Raw genomic sequence first — 19,227 nt, 5'->3', positions numbered from 1 at the left:
TGTGTCGCGATGTCTGGCGCCGCCAACGCGTCGTGGGCGATGACGCTGGCGTCGGCCGCCACACCCGACGAAGCCCCCGCTGCTAACACCGCATCGCCGCGCGGCGGTTATGTCGCACGCAACGACAACTTGCGCGTGTTCTTCGACGCCCTCTCCCCGTATCTCGGCAAGCCGGTGATTGTGAGCAAGGCCGCTGCGAGAAAGCAGGTGTCGGGTGATTTCGACTTGTCGAACGCACGCGCCTTGCTCGAATCGCTCGCGGCAAAGCTGGGTCTCATCTGGTATCACGACGGACAGTCGATCTATCTCTACGACGCGTCGGAAGTGCGCAGCGCGACGGTGTCGCTTCGGTATGCCCGTGTGGCCGATGTGACTGCGTATCTGCGCACGACAGGCCTTTATGACCGTCGTTATCCGGTGCGCGGTGACACACGCAGCAATGTTTTTTATGTCTCGGGACCGCCGGTGTTTGTCGATCTCGTGCTTGCCGCGTCGAAGTCGCTCGACCGGGCCACGCGAAGCAATGACGAAGCGCTGGCCTCCGCGCCGGAACATATCGGCGTGGTGCGTATGGACAACGCGTTCGTCACCGACCGTACCTACGTGATGCGAGATGAAAAGATCGTCATTCCCGGCATGGAGACGATCGTCAGGCAACTGGTCGCTTCAGGGGACACGTCGCCGTCGCAGGAAATACCTTCCGCGTCTACGTCGACGGGCAATGCTTCAGCCGATGCAACCGATGCCGCTAGCGATGACAACTCGTCGACGGCGCACACAGTGCCTGAAAATGCCCCCGAGACGGCCCCCTCGGCCCAGACGCCAATCGTCGTACGTGCCTATCCTGCCGGCAACAGTCTCATCGTCAGAGGGACGGCACAACAGGTCGAGCGCATCGAGCGGTTGGTGACGCGTCTGGACGTCCCGCGCCGGCACATCGAACTCTCGCTGTGGATCATCGATCTGCGCCGCGAAGCGCTCGATTCGCTCGGTATCGACTGGTCCGGCGGCGTGAATCTGGGGTCGAAAGTGGGCATGCTGCTCAATGCCGCCACGCCCTTGAGCACGCTGGACGGTGTGCGCTTTCTCGCGCAGATCCACGCGCTGGCGTCGAACGGGCGGGCCACCGTGGTGTCGCGCCCGGTGATTCTGGCGCAGGAGAATATTCCGGCGTTGTTCGATGGCAGCCAGACGTTTTATGTGCCGCTCGAAGGCGAACGCACGACCGATTTGCGAAGCGTCACCTACGGCACGATGGTGAGCGTGTGGCCGCGCTTTGCCGGTGACGACGAGATCGAGATGACGCTCAACATCGAAGATGGCACGAGCGCTTCACCCAGAGAAAGCGACAGCAAGTACACGGCGTTGCCGACCGTCTCGCGCACGCACATCAGCACCATTGCGCGCGTGCCGCAAGGCAAGAGTCTGCTGATCGGTGGTTACACCCGCGACGGCGGCGATACGGTCGAGAAAAAGATTCCGTTGTTGGGCGATATTCCGCTGCTCGGGCGGTTGTTTCGCTACACGAGCAACGCGCAGAACAACAATGTTCGCGTGTTCCTGATTCAGCCGCGCGAGATCGGTCAGGCACTGGCGCGCGACGCGAGCGACATCGGCGGCGATACGATCAAGACGCTGCCTTATGCACCGGATGCCACCTTGCAGGCAGTGCGCGAGGCGAGCGAGTTGATCGCGCCGGCGGGCAATGGCGCAATGGGTGCGGACGCCGCGAATCCGCCGGGCGGATCGCACGCGCCGAACGCGTCGAGCGCGCCAGAAGCGCCAGACAAGACGCGAGACAACACGATGCCGGCCGGCATCGAAGCGAGTGACGGCAGATGGCCTATCCCGCATCGCGGAGGAGGTGTGCATGAACGCGCTTGATTCGGTTCGCCCCCTTTCGTCGCTTGCACCGCTCGCGCCTCACGCTCCGTCCGTTCGTTTCGCGCAGACGCAGGAGAAGACCGCAGCAAGCCGTCACCGCGCGTCGCAGATGGCCGAGGATGACGATGGCCCGACACGACAGATCCTCGCCGGGCCGGTGGCCGACATACAGCGCGCGCAGAACGCCTCGGATGAAATGTCGGCAGCAATGGCGCAGTTCCGCTCGCGCGCGTTGCGCAGCAGTGAAGAGCGCCGGAGTCTGGATGACAGCTACGCGCACCTGCTCGACGAATCGGCCCCCAACAAGATCCAGCGAATTCTGGCCGCGACATGGGCCTCGCCCGAAACGCTTGCGCGCATGCTGTGCGTCGATTTTCCCGACGTGAGCGACCGCTGGCTCGCGCTCCGGATTCTGATCTCGCAACGCGAGTCGCTCGCGCCGGCACAACAGCATGCGCTCGACACCTTGCTGGCGCAGGCCGAGGCCGCGCCACCACAGGAAGTGCGTGAGCGCCTGGCCGGCGTTCACTGCGCGATCAAGGCGCGTCTGGCGAATGCCGGGATGCCGTTGGGTTATACGCCGGCGATGTTGCGTGCCGCCTATCGCAATTTCCTGTGCGGCGACGAGGCCGACGTCGAGATCTATCAGAACTGGATCGCAGGCTTCGGCTTCGACCGGCGCACACAGGTCCTTCATTTCATGGAAGGCGCGCTGGTCGACGATATGCGCGCCAATGATCCGAGCAGCACGGCCCGCGAGTTTCTGCTGCCCCTCACGCGACTCGCCGTTTTGCGACGCCTGCGGACTTGCGAAGCCACCTTCATCACGCGTGTCAGCACCAGCCCGCTGGCGCGCCCGTTCAATGATCGTGCGCAGGACTGGTTGCATTTTCTGCTGGCCATTCTGACCGACCCGCAAGCGCTCGATGGGGCATTGCGCGACGTTACCGGCGACGCAGCGATGCGGCAGGGGTTCGACGCCCACGGCAAGCTGATCGGTTTGTTGCAGCGTGCCTGCCAGTTGTTGCCGGGCGAGCCGCTGCAAACGCAGGACGCACGCGACGCGGTGCTCGACGGCCTGCTGCGCTTCGCCGAGGCCGCGTATCGTCGCGAGCCGGTGGCCGCCGGTGCGGATCCGGTCTCTCGCGACCGCAGGAGTGTCTGATGCCGAGCCTGCTGCTGGGCGGTCTGCGCGAGCGGCCCGAAATCATCATCCTGATCCTGATGACGTGCGTGATCGCGATGCTGGTGATACCGCTGCCGACCTTTCTGGTCGACTTTCTTATCGGCATCAACATCGCGTTGTCGGTGTTGCTTTTTCTCGGCGCGTTTCACATCGAGAAGATCCTCAGCTTCTCGTCGTTTCCGTCGATGTTGCTGATCACCACGCTGTTCCGTCTGGCCCTCTCGATCAGCACGACGCGCCTGATCCTGATGGATGCGGACGCCGGCAGGATCATCGATTCGTTCGGCGACTTCGTGATCGGCGACAGTCTGGCGGTGGGCTTCGTGGTGTTTGCGATCGTCACCATCGTGCAGTTCATCGTGATCGCCAAGGGCTCGGAGCGTGTGGCCGAGGTGGCCGCACGGTTCTCGCTCGACGGCATGCCGGGCAAGCAGATGAGCATCGACGCCGACGTGAAGGCCGGCACGCTCGACACCGAAGGCGCGCGTGAGCGGCGCAGCGTGCTCGAGCGCGAGAGTCAGCTTTACGGGTCATTCGACGGTGCGATGAAGTTCGTCAAGGGCGACGCGATCGCCGGGATCGTCATCATCTTCGTCAATCTGATCGGCGGCATCATCGTCGGCGTGACGCAACGTGACATGGCGCTGAGCGGTGCCATCACCACCTACTCCACGCTGACCATCGGCGACGGACTGGTGGCGCAGATTCCGGCGCTGCTCATCTCGGTGGCGGCGGGCTTTGTCGTCACGCGGGTGAACGGCGAAGCCGGCAACATGGGCCGCACCATTGTCAGCCAGCTCATGAGCAACCGGTTCGTGCTCGGGGCAACGGCGTTGCTCACCCTGCTGATCGGCACATTGCCGGGCTTTCCGATGCTCACGTTCACGGTGCTCGCCGGTCTGCTGGCGGCGGCGTGCTATTTCGCGCGGCCGAAGTCGGTCACCGCAGCCGATGCCGGGGCGGTTGCGGGCACACGCCGGGGCGACGCCTCGGGTAGCGACAGCGGCAAGCCGTCAAAGCACGCTTCCGGCAGCGGGTTGATGTTGATCGACGATCTCGACGGCGTCGCCCCGGCAACGGCACCGCTGGCCGTCGTCGTCCCTACTGCCCGGGTGGCTGCGCTCGAAGCCGATGCCTTTGCGCGCCGTATCCGCAGTCAGTTCTTCAACGACTTCGGGGTGCATTTGCCCGAGGTGCTGCTGCAAGGCTCGGCCCAGATCGACGCCGCGCGGGCGGCCGTCTACATCAACGAAGTGCGTGCCGACGAGTTCGGCATCTACTACGACCGCGTACGCGTCGAGGCCTATACCGACGAGGTCGCGGCGATGGGGCTGGCACCGGCTTTCTCGGGGCCCGAGCGGGGCCGCGGCGCATGGGTCACACCGGCGCAGGGCGACCTGCTCGCGCAGATGAACCACGCCACGCTCGCGCCGGGTGACGAGCTGTACCAATGCCTCGCGGTCTTGTTGACGCGTCACGTGAACGAGTTCTTCGGGATTCAGGAGGCGAAGAAGATGCTCGATCTCGTGGAAGGTCACTACCCGGATCTGGTCAAGGAAGTGCTGCGTCATGTGGCGTTGCAGCGGGTGGCCGAGATTCTCCAGCGGCTGGTGATGGAGCGCATCTCGGTGCGCAACATGAAGCTCGTGATGGAAGTGCTCGCGATGTGGGCGCCGCGCGAGAAAGACGTGCTCAACCTCGTCGAACACGTGCGCAGCGCGCTTGGCCGCTACATCTGCAACAAGTTTCTGCGCAACGGCGAGCTGCGGGTCGTCATGCTGTCTGCGGAGCTCGAAGAGACCGTGCGCCGCGCGATCCGTCAGACAGCGGGCGGGTCGTTCGTCAACATGGAGCCGAAGGATGCCGAGACGTTGCTTGATCGCGTCGGCCTCTCGCTCGACGCCTCCGGGCGTGCTCACAAGGACGTGGTGATGCTGGCATCGGTCGACGTGCGGCGTTTCGTCAAGAAGCTGGTGGAGACGCGCTATCGCGATCTGGAAGTGTTGTCGTTCGGCGAATTGGTCGACGGGGTGTCAGTCAACGTGATCGCCACGATATGACGCATTTCATCAGGCAGATGTCGCTCGTTTCGCGTATCGCAGGCCATACCGCGGAGGCGCATATGCCGGGCGTCTCGATCGGCGAAATATGCGAGGTTCGCCGGACGTGGCGCGATACCGAGACCGTCGGGCAGGCCCAGGTCATCGCTGTGCACGACGATCGCGCCATGCTGAGTCTGTTTGCTGCCACGCAGGGACTGTCGTGCGAATCCGCGCTGGTGCCCACGGGAAGTCACGCGACCTGCCGCCCGCAGGCCGGGTGGCGGGGTGCCGTGCTCGATGCGCGTGGCGAGATCGTTGACCGGATTGACGGACAACCGGTGTCACCGCGCGTGCCGGTCGGGGCGCGCGAAGCGCGCCCGTTGCTGGCGCCCGCGCTCCCCTACGACGCCCGCGTCGGGATCGACGCGCGGCTGCATACGGGCTTGCGGGCCATCGATGGCTGTCTGCCGTGCGGGCGAGGGCAGCGCGTGGGCATCTTCGCGCCGGCGGGTTGCGGCAAGACATCGTTCATGAACACGCTGATGGCCGGGGTGGCGGCCGATACGACGGTGATCGCGCTGATCGGCGAACGGGGCCGCGAGGTCGTGGAAATTGTCGACGAATTGCGTCAGTCGCCCAGTGCGCATCGCTGCATCGTCGTCTTCGCCCCGTCGGACGCTCCGGCCGTCGCCCGGCGTAATGCGGCGCTGCTGGCGACCACGGTGGCCGAGTATTTCCGCGAGCAGGGTCACCACGTCGCGCTGTTTGTCGATTCGCTCACCCGCTACGTACGCGCCTGTCGCGATCTCGCGCTGGCCACCGGCGAGCCGCCGATGCGTGCGGGCGTGCCCGCCTCCGTCTATGCCGCGCTGCCTCAGTTGCTCGAACGCGCAGGGGCGTCGACGTCAGGAAGCATCACGGCGTTCTACACGGTACTGATCGAAGACGACGATACGACCGACCCGATGGCCGAGGAGATTCGCTCGATTCTGGACGGCCATATCCATCTGAGTGCGCGACTCGCGCAGCGAAGTCATTACCCGGCCATCGATGTGCTGCGCAGTGTGAGCCGGGTGGCGACGCGTGTGGCCACACCGAAGCACCTGCGTGCCGCAGGCGCGTTGCGTGCCTGGCTCGCGCGTCTGGAGGCGTTGCAGACGCTCGTCGATCTGGGGGAATACCGACCCGGTGTCGATGCGCAGGATGACCGTGCGATGGCCGCAAAACCGGCCATGGAGGCTTTTCTATGTCAGACGCGCGACGAATGGTCGTCAGAAGACGAGACCCTGGAGAGATTGCATGACATCGTGGACTGATCTGCGCCGTCTGCGCTACGGCGCCGGACAATTGAAGCAGTTGCAGGAGCGCGATCTGCGCGAGCTCTCCGCGAGGGAGGCGACACTCGGTGCCCAGCGTGACGCGTTGCACCAGCAGTGCGATGCGATCGGGGGACTGATCGAATCGTCGCGTCTGTCGCAAGTGCAACTGGATCTCGCCGGGCTGCAACGCGAATTGCGCGCGGGGGCGCTGTTGCGGCAGCAAGTGCGGGAGTTGGGCGTGCGCGCGACGACCCTCGACGAAGCCAGCGACGCCCTCGCCGCACAACGCGGGCACAGCGAGGCGTTGCAGCGGCGTTGGTGCCGCAAGGAAACGAAGTACACCCGCCTGAGCGCGGCGTTGCGCAAGACGGCAATGCGTCGTGCGGCGCAACGCGAAGCGCTCGACATTGAGGAGCGTCTGGCATGGAAACGCTAGAGATGCGCGCAGCGCCTCCGTCACCGGCAAGTACGGCGTCGAGCCGGGAGAGTCAGGACGGACAGAACGATAGCGAAGTGACGAAAGCCTTTGAACAGGCGTTAAAACGCCGGTCATCCGAGCGCAGAGCGCATGACGCGCCGGACGGGAGCGCACCGGCTGCGGTGCCGATATGGCCGGTGATGTGGCGTGCGGAAACGACGCTGCACGCGACGCCTCAACGACCGGACAAACGTGCCGCCACCGAGACGGAACGTGCTGAGCGCAAGGCGCCGCCGCCCGCCCGGCACCGGCACGCCACGGCAACGGCCGAGACCGGCACCACGGACACCCCCGGGTCACGCCCCGGCGTCGCGGTTCATAGAACGCGAGTCACGCTGGCAGATACGGCGATGGCGGGGCTTGGCGAGCGAGCCGACGTCCCGAACGCCAACGCCACTGCGCCACCGGCAGCGAGCGCCGTACGGGGGGCGCCCCTGCCGCCCGAGCATCGCAAGACGGATATCGGTGCGACCGACAACGTCCCGCTCCTGAGCCTGCCGGGAAGCGCCGCACGCGACACCACGCATGCCATGCCACTCCCGGCACAGGGACAACGGGACCGGCCCGCGCAACCGCCGCCCGGTGGCACCGACCGATACCTGCCGGCTGTCGGCAGCGACGGGTTGCGATATGCCTTCGACAGTTGGGGCAAGGGACATTTCGTCCACGTGCAGTGTGTGCAGATCGGTGGCCAGCAGGGTTTCGTTCTCGGGGCGTCCGATGCGCTGGTGCAGCGCCGGTTGCAGGCGATGTGGCCGGGCACGCCGGCAGGCGCGTCGCGCTGGCAGTTGGGCGAGCCTGCGGCACTGAAGGTGGCGGGTGTCTTGCCGATGGGCGATGCCATGCAGGAGGAGGGCGAATGCTGAGACTGCGTCGCGTCGACGGCGCCCAGTCACGGCTTGCCAGGGCAGAAGCCGTCTGGCGCGCGAGGGGCTTGCGCACGTCGCTCGAACACCTGCCGCGCATGGGCACGTGGATCTGCGTGCGCGACACGGCGAGAACCTGGCAGGCGTGGATCGAGCCGGGCATGTGGCTCGAAGGCGTATCGCGCGAGCTGGCATCGCTCGCGTGTTGTGCGGATACCGAGCGACTCGCGGCGCGGCTGTTTGCCTCGAGCGAGCGCCCCCTGCATTTGCCGGTCCCCGAGTTGGGATACGACGCCCTGGAGGTTGGCGCACCCATCGACGGCAGCGCTTTGCCCGACGGGTTGCTCCTCAAGGTGCGGGCGAGCGAATGCCCGGTGTGGATCGCCGATGCGCCCGTGGTCGACGACCGGTTGCAGCGCGATCTGGATGGCGTGCGGTTCTGGCTGGATGCGGAGTTGGGCCGGAGCCGGGTGAGTGCGGCGACGCTGGGATCGATTGAGCGCGGGGACGTTCTGCTTATTCGTGAGGCACACCGCTGGCTGAGTTGCGGCGGACTGACGATGGGCAGCTATCGAGTGGAAGAAGGAGCGTTGATGCTGGAAACCTACACACAACCGGAGGCGGTGCACGAGGCGGCATCGGCGGCATCAAAGGTATCGTCTCTCGAGCAATTACCCGTGGACCTGGTGTTCATCCTGCAACGCCAGCGAATCTCGCTGGCGGAGCTGCGGCAGCTTTGGCAGACGCAGACACTGCCGTTGCCACCGGGGGCCGAGCAATGCGTGGAAGTTCGCGTGAACGACGCGCTGATCGCGCGCGGCGAACTCGTGCAACTCGATGGGCGGCTGGGCGTAGAGATCAACGAGTGGTTCGGGAGCGCGGCGCATGTGGAGTGATGTACCGGCCATCGGCGTATTGAGTCTGTTCACGCTGTTACCGTTCTTGATCGCCTCCGGCACTTGCTATGTGAAGTTCTCCATCGTGTTCGTGATGGTGCGTAACGCGCTCGGGTTGCAGCAGGTGCCGAGCAACATGACGCTCAATGGCGCGGCCTTGCTGCTCTCGATGTTCGTGATGCTGCCGGTGGCCACCGCCGTGTTCAATGCCTACGAGGCGAACCCGGTGAACTTCGCCGACGCCGCGTCCGTGCGCCTCTTTATCGACGAGGGGCTGGCGCCGTACCGGGCATATCTGCTCAAGTACGCCGACCCGGGCCTCACGCAATTCTTCGCGCGAGAAGAGATGGGGCGCGACGCAGGCGCAGTGCCGGGGGACGGCGAGCCGGCCGAGCCCTCCCTCTTCGCCCTGTTGCCCGCCTACGCGCTGTCGGAAATCAAGAGCGCCTTCACGATCGGCTTCTATCTGTATTTGCCGTTCGTCGTCGTCGATCTCGTGGTGTCGAGCATCCTGCTTTCACTGGGCATGATGATGAGCCCGGTCACGATCTCGGTACCGATCAAACTGATTCTGTTCGTGGCGATGGATGGCTGGTCGCTGTTGTCGCAGGGGCTGATCCGGCAGTACCTGCCATGAGCACGATGACCCTCACGACCGTCATGGCGAACATGACCGCCGCGTACCGGAGGCCGTCGTGGACAACCTGATCTTTGCAGGGAACCGAGCGCTATATCTGGTGCTGATCCTTTCGGCCGGGCCGGTCGCGGTGGCGACGCTGGTCGGTGTGGCCGTCGGGCTGCTCCAGACCGTAACGCAGGTGCAGGAACAGACGCTGCCGTTCGGTCTCAAGCTGCTGGCCGTCTCGTTGAGCCTGTTCCTGCTGGCCGGCTGGTACGGCGAGACGTTGGTGAGTTTCGGCACGACCGTGATGCGTCTGGCGATGACGGGCAAGAGTTGACGTGACGTCATTCGCATCCCTGTCGTCGCTCGCCTCCGCCCACTTTGACGGCGTGATCGCGGCAGGCATCGCGTTCGCGCGCGTGGCCCCGGTCGTCTACCTTTTGCCGATACTCAATGGCAATGTGATGTCCGGCGTATTGCGCACCGCTGTGGCCATGTGGATCGCAGTCGGGGTCTGGCCCTATGCCTACGGTGCGCCGCTCGACATGACGACACCGGTCTGGTCGCTGGTCATTCGCGAAGGCAGTGTCGGTTTGCTGCTGGGTTGCGCACTGGCGTGGCCGTTCTGGGTCTTTCACGGGTTGGGTGCGTATATCGACAACCAACGAGGCGCCACGCTCAGCAGCGTGATCGACCCGGCCAATGGCGTCGATACGTCCGAGCTGGCTAACTTCTTCCAGTGGTTCGGGGCCGTCATCTACCTGCATCTCGGCGGCATGACACTGCTGCTGGAGGTGATGGCGAAGAGCTATCGCGTTTGCGAGCCATTCGGCCAATGCACGCTGTCGTCCGATCGTGTCTACGCCCTGCTCGACACGATCGTGAGTCACGCGATCTCGCTGAGTGCGCCGGTCGTCGGGGCGTTGCTGCTCAGCGAACTGATGTTGGGCTTGCTCTCACGTTTCGCGCCGCAGGTGAATGCGTTTGCGTTGTCGCTGACGATCAAGAGTCTGATCGCGTTTGCGGTGTTGCTGATCTACTTCTCTGCCGCGTTACCCGATGCCCTCAATGGGCTGACGACCCGGCCGCACGATGTCGTGCGCTGGCTTTCCCCCGTGGAGCGCTAGGGTGGCGTCCAAGACGGAGAAGCCGACCGCCAAACGCCTGCGCGATGCTTCCCAGAAGGGGCAATCGTTCAAGAGCAAGGAGCTGACGACGGTAACGCTCGTCTTCGTCGGGCTGCTGTTCGTGCTGTCGACCGATCCGCTCGTCTGGTTGATGCAGGAATACCGTCAGGTGCTCGCCGAGGGGACGTTCGCCAACCCGCAGGCTTATGCGCTCAGCCTGTTTCAGCACGGCTTGCGCATGCTGGCGCCGGTGTGGCTCGTGTGTACGGCGGCGGCGGTACTGCCCGCGATGCTGCAAACCGGTTTTGTCTGGGCGAGCCAAGCCATCAAGTTCAATCTTGGTGCGCTCAATCCCTTGCAGGGTGCCAAGAAGATATTCAGCCTGCGCACCATGAAGGATGCCCTGAAGTCGGTGCTGTATCTCATGAGCTTTGCGGGCATTGCCCTGGCGCTCTGGTTCGACGGCCGCGGCCTGTTGTTCGCGCAGGTTCACATGAGTCCGGCCGGTGTCGCCGCCGCGTGGGCGGTGCTCATCGGCAAGCTCGCGTGGATCGCGTTGGCATGTATCGCACCGATTGCCGTGCTCGACGCCATGGTCGAGTTCTGGCTGTTCATCCGCGAGCACCGGATGGAGGTGCAGGAGGTCAAGCGCGAGCACAAGGACAGCGAAGGCAACCCCGAAATCAAGTCGCGGCGCCGTGAGTCTCACCACGAGTTGCTGTCGGAGCCGATGCGCGCCGACATTCGCGATTCACGCTTGATCGTCGCCAATCCCACCCATATTGCCGTGGGCATCTATTTTCGGCCCGATGTCATTGCGTTGCCTTTTATCTCGGTGATGGAAACCAATCAGCGCGCGATGGCCGTACGGGCCTATGCCGAGTCGGTGGGGGTGCCTGTCATCCGCGACGTGAGACTCGCGCGACAACTGTATCGCACGCATCGCCGCTACACGTTCGTCGCCCTCGAAGACCTGGACGCCATCATGCGCCTGCTGCAATGGCTCGACGATGTCGAGCGCGCCGGCGCGCAGGACGATCTTGCCGACGCCGGTCCGGCCGGCGGCGGAGTCAACGATCCGTCGGAAGTTCGCCGGGAATAAGCCGCTTTCTGCAAGTTATTCACGTCGCAGGTTGGTTTAATGAAGCTCATCGGGACGCCGCTGACTGCGAAACGCAGCAACGTGAGGCTCCCCAATGGTTTGAACGATCGGGAGGATCGATGGGACGACATGGCGACGAGATGCAGGACACGCTTCACGCGATTGCGGGGGCGGCGATGACGAGACTCATGCAGGTCGCCCGCGATGACGGCATTACGTTGCCCACGGGGTTTATCCGGTCGCTCGATGTGCGCGGGGCATCGTCGCCGTACGGCGTGATCGCATCGTCCACGTTGGTGCGACGACAGACGGTGCTGGCACTGCGCGTCTCGGCGCGTCACACCGAGGCCGGGCACGTGCGAACACGCGAGGCGTTTGCCGCGAGTCAGCAGGTGGCGATGGCGGCGGACTATGCCGTGGCCGAGACACAGGTCGTACTGGACGTTCTCTCGCCAGGCGACCCGCAGTACACGCGGGCAATTCACAAATCTCAGCATGCCACCGCCGAGGCGCGAGCGGCGTCGGCACGGGCCGACGACTGTTACCGCGCCGTGCGCGCGGGCAGTGCCGATGGCTGGGTCCGTTGCCTCGCATCGTTGCCGCTGCCCCGGATGGTCATGCGCAGCGACCGGCGCGAGAGCGCGGGTGTCGCGGCCGTGAAGGACGCACGGGGTGTCATCGCGCATCCCATGGCAACGCAGGGCAAGACAGGCAGGGCAACCCGGGTCGCCAACTGGCGCGGTGCCGGCGCGTTGCCGAATGGATTTCTACCGACCGGCCGATTGGCCGGTCGACGACTCACCCGGTGTCGGGTATCGGAAGGAGGAAAAGTAATGTCAAACGAGACAAAGCAGTTCGAAACGGAAGCGGTGCGTGCCACAGGCGCGATCTGGGACGCGGTCATCGCCGGGGCCAGTCTGAAAGACATTCACGGCATTTCGAGCGAGACCATGGACGGTCTGTACGCGCATGCTTACGACTTCTACTGCAAAGGACAGTTGGCGCAGGCTGAAGCGTTCTTCCGCTTCCTGTGCATCTACGACTTCTACAACTCGGAGTACATCGTCGGTCTGGCGGCCGTGTGCCAGTTGAAAGCCGAATATCAGAAGGCGGTCGATCTGTACGCCATGGCCTTCGCGGTCGGCAAGAACGACTATCGTCCGGTGTTCTATGCCGGGCAGTGTCAGATGATGATGCAAGACCCCGTGGCTGCACGTGAGTGTTTCGCGCTCGTGAGCGAGAGCAGTGCCGATGCCGAGTTATGTGCCCGGGCCGTGGCCTATCTGAGCGCGCTCGATAGCCCTGCGCCACAGGAATCAGAGGACACCAACGGCGCACAGAGTTTGCAAAACGGACAGGACGTGAAGGACAAGCGCGCAAGCGCCAAGGAGGCCGCATGAATACGACCACGATCGACAGCAGAATGCCGACGCTGTCGCGCGCTGGCGACGGCGACCTCACGCTCACCCCGGCCGGCAAGCCGGTGCCCCCCCCGCTGGTGGGTAACGACAACGTGCTGCGCGATTTGTTGGCGGCCAGTATCGACAAGACACCTGCATCGCTGGACAAGGCGGCAACGATGTCCGATGCGCCCGCATTACAGCCTCCGCGCACGCAGGGCGAGACAGACCTGACGGCGTTGATCGGTCGCATGATGCAGATGCTGGGCAACGGCTCGCTGGCGGAGATCGAGACGCGCCTCGCGCAGTGGCAGGCGCAGGAGTCGTCAAAACAGACCGTTCGAACCAAAGAGGGCGAGGCCTTCATGAGTGCCTTGCGCGACGCCAAGGATGCGTTGAGTGCTTACGAGTCAGCCGCTCAGGTCACGAGTGAGGCGCGAACCGCCCTCGACCGGGCGCGCGACAAGCTGGCGCAAACGCAGGCGGCACTCGATGCAGCGGCGCCGGATACGCCCGAGGCCATCGCCGCCAAGACGGCTCACGATACGGCCAAGGCGGAGTTCGACGCGGCAACGAAGCAGTTCGACGATGCGAAATCGGCACAGAGCAAGGCGCACGATGCCGCCACCGCCGCCGTCAAGAAGAGCGACGCACTGCTGAGCGATCTGATGTCGGCCCCGGAGGCGGCGCCGGGGGAAGACGGCGAGCAGCATCTCGAACAGATCAAGTCGCTGCTCGCCATGATGGCGATGTACGCGAAGTTGCTGGGGGACTCTGCACAGAAAGCCATCGAAGAAGACATGAAGTTCTTCGAGACGGTACGCGACGCCCGCGAGAAGGATTTGGAAAAGCGCAACGCCGACTATCGCGATCAGGTGAAAAAGGCCGAGCAACTGAACCGCACGATGGGCTGGCTGGGCAAGATTCTGGGCGCTGTCATCACCATCGTGGGCATCGTAGGGGCGGCACTTACCGGCGGGCTCACCACGCCGCTGGTGGTGATGGGCGGGGCCATGCTCACCGACACGACCGTTGGTGCGCTGAGTGGCTTCTCGTTGCTGGGTGAAGCGCTCAAACCGTTGATGGCGAGCGTGATCCAGCCGCTGGCGGCGGCAATCGGTGGCGCCATCGGCGGGCTCCTCGAAAAGATGGGCGTCGCCAAAGAGACGGCCGAGATCATCGGCGGCGTGATCGGTGCCGTGGTTGCGGCCATCGCCATCATCGCCGTGCTCGCGTTGACGATGGTGGTGGGCTCGGCCGTGGCCAGCAAGCTGGGCGGCACCATTGGGAATTTGATCGGCGAGACGGTGAAGAAGATCGTGCCCGATCTGATACGCGAATCGATCAAGGCGGGCAGCAAGCTGATGAATCAGGCCGTGGCGGCGATTTCCTCGCGCATGGGGGTCAACGAAGGCAGTGGGCAGGTCATCGGCAATGTGATGACGAAGGTCGCCGTTGGCGGGGAGTTGGGTCTGACGGGCACGCAGGCCGGCGGGCAGGTCGCAGCAGGCGTGTTCGACAAGAACGCGACGGACCTTACCGCCGAAATGGAGATCTCGCGCCAAACGCTCGACAAGGTCAGCGAGTGGGTGAAACAGGCGGCACAGAGCTTCACGTCGTCGGATAACTTCGTCACCAATCTGTTGACGGCGATGTCCGATGCGGCGAAGAACCAGAACGACGCGGGACGCTTCATCCTGAACAACGTACGTGCCTGATCCCGGAGAGAACACATGACCTTTGCTATCGACAGCCGCCCGGTATTTGTCGCACCGAACCCGTCACCGCCCGGCTGGAATGCGGTGCCACCGATCGCGGGAATACCGCGCCTGTTCGATCCCGATGCCGACGCGAAACGTCAGACGCGCTTGCAGGGCGAGGCGACGCTGCCCGCGCTGAACGAGCCTTCTGCGCTGGCGGATCGCCTTGCGGCGCAAGATCTGCTCCGCCAGATCGATGCGGCGGGCAGTCGGGATATGAATCGCGGGATGCCCGACAATCGGGATGCCGCCGTCGATGACAAGCCGCTCGGCGACAGCGACAGCGGCTTCGGCGGCATCATGTCGAAGCAGGGCATGCTGCTGTTGCAGTTCTTCGCGTTCTTCCAGAAGGCGTTCGAGAACGACATCAAACTGCGCAGCGCGTTGACGCAGATGAACGCAGAGTCGCTGAAGGCTTCGGTCGAGGCCATCAAGAAGGGCGGTCTCGCCAACATGATGGGCAACATCTCGGGCGCCACCATATCGCTGGGGATGGCTGGCGCAGGTGCGTTCCAGCAACTGAAGACCGTGGCCGCGCCAGCCAGCGCGCTCAGGCAGGATGTGACGCCTGATGTGCCGACGCCGACGCCATCTTCGTCTGCTTTGTCGTCACCGACCCCCCGACTCGATACCGGCGTCACGCCGAGTGTCGCCGGCGCGCCGGATCTGCCGGATCTGCCGGACGTGCCACTGACGTCACCGGTTCCGCCAACGCCGCCGGCACCACCCACGCCCCCCGCCCCCGATGTGCCGGAGACGCCGCCGCCTGCCGTCGCCGCCGACACGATCAACCCGCTCGAAGCGCAACGCACCAAAGGGCAGGCGCTGATGCAACTGGCCGGCACCACCGGCAGTATCGCGACCGGGTCCGGCCGCTACGCGGAGTCCATCGCTCAGGCTGATCAGCGCCAGAAGGATGCCGCATCGCAGGTTCACAAGGACTCCACCGGTTCGACGCAGGAGCAGGCCAATCGCGACAGCGCCATGATTGCCGACATGCTTAAGGCGATCGACACCGCGATGCAGTCACGTACGAGTGCGATGGGCCTCATCGCGGGGAATATTCGTGCGTGATCAACGGCCTTTGGAGAGACCAGCCAGATGAGCGAAACCGTCAATGCCACCTATCGGCGGAGCCCGTTGCCGCCAAGTGTCGATACCCCGGCGTTGGGCGGGCGTCCGCCCGGTGAGCCGTTCCTTGCCGACTCTGACACCGCCCCCGATGACGCACTGACGGGCGACGTGGTGTTGCTCGCGGGGGCCCTTCAGGCGATCGGCAACCTGAGCGATCGACTGCGCACGCTTGATCGGGAGATTCGCATGCAATCCCCCACGCAAGCGACACGTGACGCGGCGGCGGTGGGGGCGCACGATCTCTCGCGCCGCATTCGCGGACTGGCAGCCATCGAGGTGCCCATCGCCGATAAGGTGCGCGATGACATCGTGAAAGCGATGCGTAGCAGCGTGCCGGGTCTGCAAGGCAATCCGGAGGGGCCGGGCGGTCCGAAGGCTCAGGGCGCCCCCGAGGCGCGACGCGAAGCCCCGGCGCCCGAGGCCGGAGAGTTGCCGCCATCGGCGGACGACACGAGCATGAGCAATGCCGAGCTGTGGGAGAAGATTGCCGAGATGATCGGCAAGATGAAAGACGACTACCTGACGGTCTATGGCGACGCGGCCGACAAATATCTCAAATTCAACGATGCGATAAGCAAGATCGTCGCCAAGCTGTCGACGTGGATCAAGGCGGACGACAAGGGCGAGAAGGTCACATTGGATGTGGCGGCGCTTAAGGCAGCGCTGGAGGAGGTCAAAGCCGCGTTCGAGCTCCCCAATCCCGCCGCCGTGCTGTTCCCGCCTCAGGGCAAGGACGCCGACGGGATCGAGGGGACGACCAAGGAGGCCGCCGAGAAGTGGCTCAAGGATCTGGGCCTGCCCGAGCGAAGCCTGAAGGAGCAGCCGGAAGGCAGCGGCAAGTATGTCGTCGTCATCGACACGGCGCCGCTCGATCGCATGATCGAGAACGTGCCCGCCAGCGGCGTGATGAACCCCTTCGAGCTCGACATCTGGCGCTCCGGTTTCACCTCGCAGGAGAACCTGATCAAGACATCGATGCAGTCTCTGATGCAGCGCTATTCGACGGCCAACTCGGTCTACGACAACCTCGTCAAGATACTGAGCGCCACGATCAATGCCACGCTCGAAGTCTGCAAGGGGTATCTCAGGTGAGCCGGGTGAGCGGCGTGCTCTGTGATGCGGCTCGCCTGCGGGTGCCACCCGTGTTGGCCCCTTGTGCGCGCCGCGCCGGGTTTCGTGCGGGCCCGTTGCGCAATCTCCCGTCGCAGGGGTATCTGTCGGTGATGTTTGCCAGCGGCGATGCCACGTCGATCGGTGTGGTCCTGATGCGGGTGATCCGCGATGCGCTCGACCCTGCGCCGCTCGACGATATCGCGCTGCGCCGCCAGTACATGGCCATGCGCGACGCCGTTCTGCCGCGCGATGCGATGCATCAACGCACGATCTTCGAGCGCTTTGCGAGCGGCGAAGCGCGCTTGCTGGGCGACGTGTTGGGCAGCGTGATCACGATGCTCGCGGAGCATCCGCAACGCGAGTCGTTGTGTGCTTTCGCACTGGCGTTGTTTCTGCGCGGTTCGACGGCCAGCGACGAGATTCGCAAGAACCCGCTCGTCGCGGCCATGCTCGCCGGGCTCGGTTGGTTCGATGGACCGCCAACCTTGTCTGCGCAAGGTCTGATCGCGGCATCCACGAACGACAGGGTATTGCAGTAACCAAGACAGCCCGGATGCCGTGAGTGTCATGCCGATTCGGCCCCCCGTCGTTGCCAGCGGGGGGCCGTTTTCAAATCGAGAACAACGTGTCGAGTCGCGGGTCGTGGCGATAGAAGCGTTGCCACGGATACCAGTCCATCCGCATTTTCCGCCAGGTCTCGCGTGCGGCGGTCAAACCGTGCACGCGCAGAATCAACGGCAACAAGCCCGCCCGCACCTGACGGCAATCCACTTCGGCCAACAGTTGGGCACTGGCGCGTGTCGCCACGGTGCCCCCGCGACCAAGTTCCACGTAGTGGCGATTGATGAGCAGCAACCCCGTGTCGTCACCGGTTTCACGCAATGTGCGCACCAGCGTTTCTGCGGCTTCATGGTGCCCCTGATGCGACAACATTACCGCCATCGTGCTGGTGAGCACCGGATGATATTGACCATGCCGTTGCAGGTTCTCCCGCGCGAAGCGAATCGCCTCGTCGGTGCGCCGGTCGAAGAACATGGCCCACGCCTTGAGCATGGCGGCGGCCACAAAACTCGGATCGTGTTCCAGTGCGATATCTAGGGCGACTTCGGCTGCCGCAGCTTGCCCCGCGAGCATGCAATGCCACGCATGGTGGTAGCGCACATACGGGTTGGCGGGTGCCGACCACAAGGCCCGGTCAAACAGAATGTTGGCGACGCTGCACTCGAACTTCATGCTGTGCAAAATCGCGAGCAGGCTGATCGCGTGGGGGTCGCGCGGCGCCAGCGCGAGTGCGGCTTCCACCGCCCCTCGTGCGCCTTGCATCGCGGCCTTCTGATCGAACAACCCCAGATGCGCGAGCGCGAGATAACACTCGGCCTGTCCGCAATACGGTGACGTGCGCGAAGCACCGCCGCCCACGCATTGATGGAAGAGCTGCAACGACTGACGCAGGCTGGACGGGGTGTGCTGCTGGAGCTTGAAGCGCGCGTGAAGGAATGTCGTGGCGGTATCGAACGTGTCGAATGACTGCGAGAGATGCACCGACGCGGTGAGGCCGGGCACGTGCTTCGTGATCATGTCGGTGATCCGAAGTTCGATCGGCAGTCCGCCCGCATTGTCGGCGATCAGGAAGTCTTCGCTGAAGAGCAACTGATGGCCCGCCGAGTCGACCAGCTCGATGCGCAGGCGCGTGTCGTCGATCTGATGGCCGCACACATAGAAGTCAGGCGAGAACCGTTCAACGAAAGTGGCGATGTCGTGACATTCGAGAGAGGTGCGGGTAATCGATGCAGGCAATACGCGCAGGCCGTAGGCGGTGTACTCAAAGAGCCGTGTGACCAGCCGATCATGCAGGATCAGTGCCTGTGAGGGGTTCTGCATCCGAAACGGCATGACCGCTAACGTGCAGAGCGCCGTCGCGCGCGATGCCGCCGACACGATGGCCACCGAGCGCCGGATGCGGTACCCCGTGCCATAGACCGTTTCGACAATGCGATCGGCCTTCTTTTCGCGCAGCAAGCGCCGAACGGCGTAGATGCAACGCGTAAGCGACTCCTCGCTCACGTCCTGCTGCGGCCATACGAGGCTCAGCAGCGTGTCCTTGCTGACGGTGTCTCCCGCCGCTTCGAGCAACACGCGCAACACCGCAGCTTCCTTGGGCGGCAGGCTGGTCTGTCGATCCGCCTGTGTCAGGACGCCGCTGCCATCCAACGAGAAATCATCGAATAAAAAGGTCCTGCCGTGATGCGGAGTGCTGGTGGGATTCATCTCGTGGAGACTATTCGAAGATCACTCGCT

Annotated in this window: 17 protein-coding genes; 16 read left to right on the top strand and 1 reads right to left on the bottom strand. The window is 64.4% G+C overall.

Features of this window, described 5'->3' with window-relative positions:
- Positions 1-9 precede the first annotated feature (9 nt).
- The 16 genes from sctC (at position 10) to CDV46_RS03375 (ending at position 17,468) form a co-directional block, all read left to right on the top strand.
- The gene (sctC, locus tag CDV46_RS03450; RefSeq protein WP_176398997.1) at positions 10-1,884 is read left to right on the top strand and encodes a type III secretion system outer membrane ring subunit SctC; all 1,875 of its coding nucleotides are present in this window, start codon (positions 10-12) and stop codon (positions 1,882-1,884) included.
- Positions 1,871-3,049 carry a type III secretion system gatekeeper subunit SctW gene (gene sctW, locus CDV46_RS03445; protein WP_176398996.1) on the top strand — a complete coding sequence of 393 codons (1,179 nt, stop codon included), beginning with the start codon at positions 1,871-1,873 and terminating at the stop codon, positions 3,047-3,049. The genes sctC and sctW overlap by 14 nt, the downstream gene beginning before the upstream one ends.
- A complete protein-coding gene (locus tag CDV46_RS03440) occupies positions 3,049-5,130 on the top strand; it encodes an EscV/YscV/HrcV family type III secretion system export apparatus protein (RefSeq protein WP_087721805.1) in 2,082 nt (693 codons plus the stop codon). The genes sctW and CDV46_RS03440 overlap by 1 nt, the downstream gene beginning before the upstream one ends.
- Positions 5,127-6,428 (top strand): FliI/YscN family ATPase, encoded by a 1,302-nt coding sequence (locus CDV46_RS03435; RefSeq protein ID WP_087721804.1) that lies wholly within the window; start codon positions 5,127-5,129, stop codon positions 6,426-6,428. Before CDV46_RS03440 ends, CDV46_RS03435 begins: the two co-directional genes overlap by 4 nt.
- Positions 6,412-6,867: a hypothetical protein gene (locus CDV46_RS03430; RefSeq protein ID WP_176398995.1), complete on the top strand. Its 456-nt coding sequence runs from the start codon at positions 6,412-6,414 to the stop codon at positions 6,865-6,867. Before CDV46_RS03435 ends, CDV46_RS03430 begins: the two co-directional genes overlap by 17 nt.
- Positions 6,855-7,775: a SpaN/EivJ family type III secretion system needle length determinant gene (locus tag CDV46_RS03425; RefSeq protein WP_140413286.1), complete on the top strand. Its 921-nt coding sequence runs from the start codon at positions 6,855-6,857 to the stop codon at positions 7,773-7,775. The genes CDV46_RS03430 and CDV46_RS03425 overlap by 13 nt, the downstream gene beginning before the upstream one ends.
- Entirely contained in the window at positions 7,769-8,671 is a 903-nt protein-coding gene (locus tag CDV46_RS03420; protein ID WP_087721801.1) for a YscQ/HrcQ family type III secretion apparatus protein, read from the top strand. Before CDV46_RS03425 ends, CDV46_RS03420 begins: the two co-directional genes overlap by 7 nt.
- Positions 8,661-9,308: an EscR/YscR/HrcR family type III secretion system export apparatus protein gene (locus CDV46_RS03415; protein WP_087721800.1), complete on the top strand. Its 648-nt coding sequence runs from the start codon at positions 8,661-8,663 to the stop codon at positions 9,306-9,308. Before CDV46_RS03420 ends, CDV46_RS03415 begins: the two co-directional genes overlap by 11 nt.
- Positions 9,309-9,366: 58 nt before the next feature.
- Positions 9,367-9,630 carry an EscS/YscS/HrcS family type III secretion system export apparatus protein gene (locus CDV46_RS03410; RefSeq protein WP_087721799.1) on the top strand — a complete coding sequence of 88 codons (264 nt, stop codon included), beginning with the start codon at positions 9,367-9,369 and terminating at the stop codon, positions 9,628-9,630.
- A gap of 1 nt (position 9,631) precedes the next feature.
- A complete protein-coding gene (gene sctT / locus CDV46_RS03405) occupies positions 9,632-10,420 on the top strand; it encodes a type III secretion system export apparatus subunit SctT (protein ID WP_217896712.1) in 789 nt (262 codons plus the stop codon).
- Between the two features lies 1 nt (position 10,421).
- Entirely contained in the window at positions 10,422-11,522 is a 1,101-nt protein-coding gene (locus CDV46_RS03400) for an EscU/YscU/HrcU family type III secretion system export apparatus switch protein (RefSeq protein ID WP_217896711.1), read from the top strand.
- 119 nt (positions 11,523-11,641) lie between these two features.
- Entirely contained in the window at positions 11,642-12,922 is a 1,281-nt protein-coding gene (gene sicA, locus CDV46_RS27545) for a type III secretion system translocator chaperone SicA (RefSeq protein WP_303395607.1), read from the top strand.
- On the top strand, positions 12,919-14,640 hold the full coding sequence (sctE, locus tag CDV46_RS03390; RefSeq protein WP_087721797.1) for a type III secretion system translocon subunit SctE: 1,722 nt from the start codon (positions 12,919-12,921) through the stop codon (positions 14,638-14,640). Before sicA ends, sctE begins: the two co-directional genes overlap by 4 nt.
- Positions 14,641-14,655: 15 nt before the next feature.
- Positions 14,656-15,756: an IpaC/SipC family type III secretion system effector gene (locus CDV46_RS03385; protein ID WP_087721796.1), complete on the top strand. Its 1,101-nt coding sequence runs from the start codon at positions 14,656-14,658 to the stop codon at positions 15,754-15,756.
- Positions 15,757-15,783: 27 nt separating this feature from the next.
- Positions 15,784-16,908: an IpaD/SipD/SspD family type III secretion system needle tip protein gene (locus CDV46_RS03380; protein ID WP_087721795.1), complete on the top strand. Its 1,125-nt coding sequence runs from the start codon at positions 15,784-15,786 to the stop codon at positions 16,906-16,908.
- A gap of 50 nt (positions 16,909-16,958) precedes the next feature.
- On the top strand, positions 16,959-17,468 hold the full coding sequence (locus CDV46_RS03375) for a hypothetical protein (RefSeq protein ID WP_140413285.1): 510 nt from the start codon (positions 16,959-16,961) through the stop codon (positions 17,466-17,468).
- 70 nt (positions 17,469-17,538) lie between these two features.
- On the opposite strand, the gene CDV46_RS03370 is transcribed toward CDV46_RS03375, so the two are convergent.
- The gene (locus CDV46_RS03370; protein ID WP_176398994.1) at positions 17,539-19,140 is read right to left on the bottom strand and encodes a winged helix-turn-helix domain-containing protein; all 1,602 of its coding nucleotides are present in this window, start codon (positions 19,138-19,140) and stop codon (positions 17,539-17,541) included.
- Positions 19,141-19,227 lie beyond the last annotated feature (87 nt).

Origin of the sequence: Pandoraea sp. PE-S2T-3 (genome assembly GCF_002179965.1) — a bacterium.
Taxonomy (GTDB): domain Bacteria; phylum Pseudomonadota; class Gammaproteobacteria; order Burkholderiales; family Burkholderiaceae; genus Pandoraea.
This window is presented reverse-complemented; position numbering and strand designations above follow the sequence as displayed.